Genomic DNA, 3,345 nt, shown 5'->3' with positions numbered 1-3,345 from the left:
CCGCAGCGCTGGGCGGCGCGGCCAAAGTGCAGTTCTTCCGCCAGGGCAATGAAGGCCGTCAGGGTTTTCAGGTTCATTGATACCAAAAGATATATAGCTCAATTGAAAATTGATATTTGTTTTGTAATTAATACCATGTTACATATTGATTAGTGCAGTTTTAATACAGATTTTTATATCGCTGGCATATCGCTGGTTTTCCTTTAAAAGCTTGAGTTCGAGGGAGAACCAGGCTTCGGAAAAGTCAGATTACTATCCCCATCACAACATCAACATGGCTGGTTTGAACTTATCTTTATGCTCTGCTTACACCCATGACGGATCTCCATTTCACGCCCAAAACCTTTGACCTGCTCGAAGGGCTGGCGGCCAACAACGAAAAAGCCTGGTACGACGATCACCGTGATGAGTTTGACACCTGCGTCCGCCAACCCTTCGCCATGATGCTGGAACAGGCCACAGACATCCTGGCGGGGACGGCTGTGCCCCTGGCGGGCGGGCCAAAAACCATGTTTCGCCAAAACCGCGATGTGCGCTTTTCTAAGGACAAATCGCCCTACAGTACCCACGTCAGCGGCGTGCTTACCCCTTCGGGCACCAAGGCTGAAAAAGAAGGCTTGGTCTATGTGCAGCTTGAACCGTCGGGCGGCCTGATCGCCTGCGGGTATTACAAGCTCAGCCCCACCGCCCTTGGCCCCATTCGCGACAAAATTGTTGAGGAGCCTGACGAATTTGCCCAGGTGCTCAAGGATTTGGAGACAGCGGGATTGTCCTTCAGTGACGAGGACAAACTGACTAAAATGCCGCGCGGCTATGACGCCTATGCCGAGCACGACTACGCCGACTATATCAAGCTCAAAAGTTTCGTCACCCTGGTGCATCTCGGTCGCGGGGCCTGGCTCGATGGCGACATTGTGGACTGCATTGTCGACTACGCCAAAAGCTGTGCCTCCTTGCTGGAGTTTGGTCGCATTTGAGCAGGCCGCATTTTGTGGCCAAGGAATTGTTTTGCCATGATCAAAACCGAAAATTTTGAGCCGGTAGAGGTGACCTCAGCCCAGCAGTTGCGGCAGTGGCTGGAGGAAAACCATACCCAGCCAGCCAGCATTTGGCTGGTGACCTACAAAAAGCACGTGGGCGAAAAATACGTCTCGGTGCAAGACATTCTCGATGCGGTGCTGTGCTTTGGCTGGGTTGACGGTATTCGCCGCCAGCTTGACGGCGATCGCACCATGCAGATGATCTCACCGCGCCGGGTGCAGCACTGGGCCAAGAGCTACAAGGACAGAGCTGAAAAGCTGATCAAAGCTGGGAAGATGCACCCAGCTGGGCTGGAGGCGATCGCCCAATCTAAGCGCCATGGTCTGTGGAATTTCATGGACGATGTCGATGCCCTGATCATGCCTGAAGACTTTATGGCAGCGCTGGACTCCCATCCGCCCGCCAGGGAAATCTTTGAGAATTCTGCCCCCTCCTATCGCCGCAACGTGCTGCGCTGGATCAAGCTGGCCAAGACCCCGGCCACCCGCACCAAACGCATCGAAAAAGCCGTCGTTTTTGCTGCCCAAAATCAGAAGATTCCGCAAATGTAGGTGATTTCTTAACCCGTAGGGCGGGCAGTGCCCACCCTCGACTAGCGCCGCGCCACCCACCTTCTTCGCCTAATTCTCGCAACCTTTAACCCATTCCCTGGAGACACCCCCATGTCTGACAGCTCCCTGCCAGAGAAAACCCTGCTGGAGAAAGATCTCTCTGGCGTTCACACTAGCGCCCCAGATCGGCCTAGCCCCTCTTTAAATCGCCGCTGGTGGGTGGGCCTGGGGGCCGCCGGGCTGCTGCTGGCGGTCGGCATCCCCCTGGCGCAAAGTCGCCTGGTGGCCCAGGAGACAGAAGCCGCTGAAACCGATGCGGTGAACGTTCTGGCGGTGGAAACCCTGACGGTGGATGCCGTCAGCAGCTACGAGGTGGCCCGCGCCTACACCGGGGAAATTGCCGCCCTGCGCAGCAGCGATCTGGGCTTTACCCGCAGCGGCGAGCTGGTTGAGGTGCTGGTGGCTGAGGGCGATCGCGTTTCCTCGGGGCAACCGCTAGCCCGGCTCGATACCCAGAGCTTGCTCACCCAGCGCCGCCAGATCGAAGCCCAGCTGGCCCAGGCCCAGGCCCAGCTGCTAGAGCTTCAGCGGGGGGCCAGACAGGAGGCGATCGCGGCCGCCCAGGCCCAGGTGCGCGACGTGGACAACCAACTGGCCCTACAACAGCAGCAGCGAGAGCGGCGGGAATTTCTCTACGAGCAGGGGGCGATTTCTAAGGAGCAGCTCGACGAATTTGCCTTTGGGGCCGATGCCCTGGTCGCCCGCCGGGACAGTGCCCAGAGCAGCCTGGACGAACTGCTCAACGGCACCCGCCCCGAGCAAGTGGCGGCCCAGCAGGCCGTGGTGCAGCAGCTCGACGCCAGCCTCGCCAGCCTCGAGGTAGATCTCAACCAGAGCACCCTGCGGGCACCCTTCGACGGCATTGTCGCCCTTCGGCAGGTGGATGAGGGCGTGGTCGTCGGGGCCGGGCAGACGGTGGTGCGCTTGGTGGAAAGCGTTGCCCCCGAGGCTCGCATCGGGATGCCCGCCCGCGCCGCCAGCCGCCTGCGCCCTAGGGAAGCCGTCACGGTGAATGCCGACACCGAGGACTTCTCGGCCACGGTCAAAGCCGTACTGCCGGAGGTCGACCCCGATACCCGCACCCAGGTGGTGGTGTTGCAGCTAGAGCCGGAGGCCCTGACCCGCGTTAGCCCCGGCCAAACCGTCCGAGTCGAGCTAAGCGAAACGGTCTCCACCAGCGGCTTTTGGCTCCCCATTGAGGCGCTGACTCAGGATATTCGCGGCCTGTGGAGCGTCTACGGCGTGGTGCCTGCTGAGACTGAGGCCGGGGCCTACCAGGTGCAGCCCAAGGCGGTCGAAATTTTGCACCAGGAGAGCGACCGAGTGCTGGTGCAGGGGGCGCTGCAAGGGGGCGATTCTCATTCTGAGATGCGTGAACGCATCGTCGCCAGCGGCGTCCATCGGCTGGTGCCGGGGCAGCAGGTCAGATTGCTCAGTGATTAGATCCCAGGGTTCTCCTGGGCGATCTATCCAGGTTCTAGTCCCGGCACCAGAACCCTGGGAGCTGCCCCCGCCAGCATCCCTTCTCATTGGTTGGAGACGGTGCATTGCTTCGCGAATGCACCCTACGGTTCTTAACGTTATGCACCCTGCGATTCTTCCCCTTCACTCCCTCACTCCTCCACCCCCCCATGGTTCGCCCTTTTTTCACCAATATTCGTCTGCTGATTCTCACGGTTATCCTGATCGTCGC

At 59.5% G+C, this 3,345-nt stretch carries 3 protein-coding genes; all 3 read left to right on the top strand.

Going from position 1 to position 3,345, the window contains the following annotated elements:
- Positions 1-314 precede the first annotated feature (314 nt).
- The 3 genes from JUK32_RS03875 to JUK32_RS03865 all read left to right on the top strand — a co-directional run bounded on the left by JUK32_RS03875 (position 315) and on the right by JUK32_RS03865 (position 3,095).
- Entirely contained in the window at positions 315-977 is a 663-nt protein-coding gene (locus JUK32_RS03875) for a DUF2461 domain-containing protein (RefSeq protein ID WP_204137539.1), read from the top strand.
- 36 nt (positions 978-1,013) lie between these two features.
- The gene (locus tag JUK32_RS03870) at positions 1,014-1,592 is read left to right on the top strand and encodes a YdeI family protein (RefSeq protein ID WP_204137538.1); all 579 of its coding nucleotides are present in this window, start codon (positions 1,014-1,016) and stop codon (positions 1,590-1,592) included.
- Between the two features lie 111 nt (positions 1,593-1,703).
- Positions 1,704-3,095, top strand: a complete 1,392-nt coding sequence (locus JUK32_RS03865) for an efflux RND transporter periplasmic adaptor subunit (RefSeq protein WP_204137537.1) — start codon at positions 1,704-1,706, stop codon at positions 3,093-3,095.
- Positions 3,096-3,345 lie beyond the last annotated feature (250 nt).

Source organism: Halomicronema sp. CCY15110 (genome assembly GCF_016888165.1).
GTDB lineage: Bacteria > Cyanobacteriota > Cyanobacteriia > Phormidesmidales > Phormidesmidaceae > Halomicronema.
This window is presented reverse-complemented; position numbering and strand designations above follow the sequence as displayed.

Coding starts and splice junctions, on each gene's coding strand:
- JUK32_RS03865 (WP_204137537.1), top strand. CDS start 1,704: ATGTCTGACAGCTCCCTGCCAGAGAAAACCCTGCTGGAGAAAGATCTC.
- JUK32_RS03875 (WP_204137539.1), top strand. CDS start 315: ATGACGGATCTCCATTTCACGCCCAAAACCTTTGACCTGCTCGAAGGG.
- JUK32_RS03870 (WP_204137538.1), top strand. CDS start 1,014: ATGATCAAAACCGAAAATTTTGAGCCGGTAGAGGTGACCTCAGCCCAG.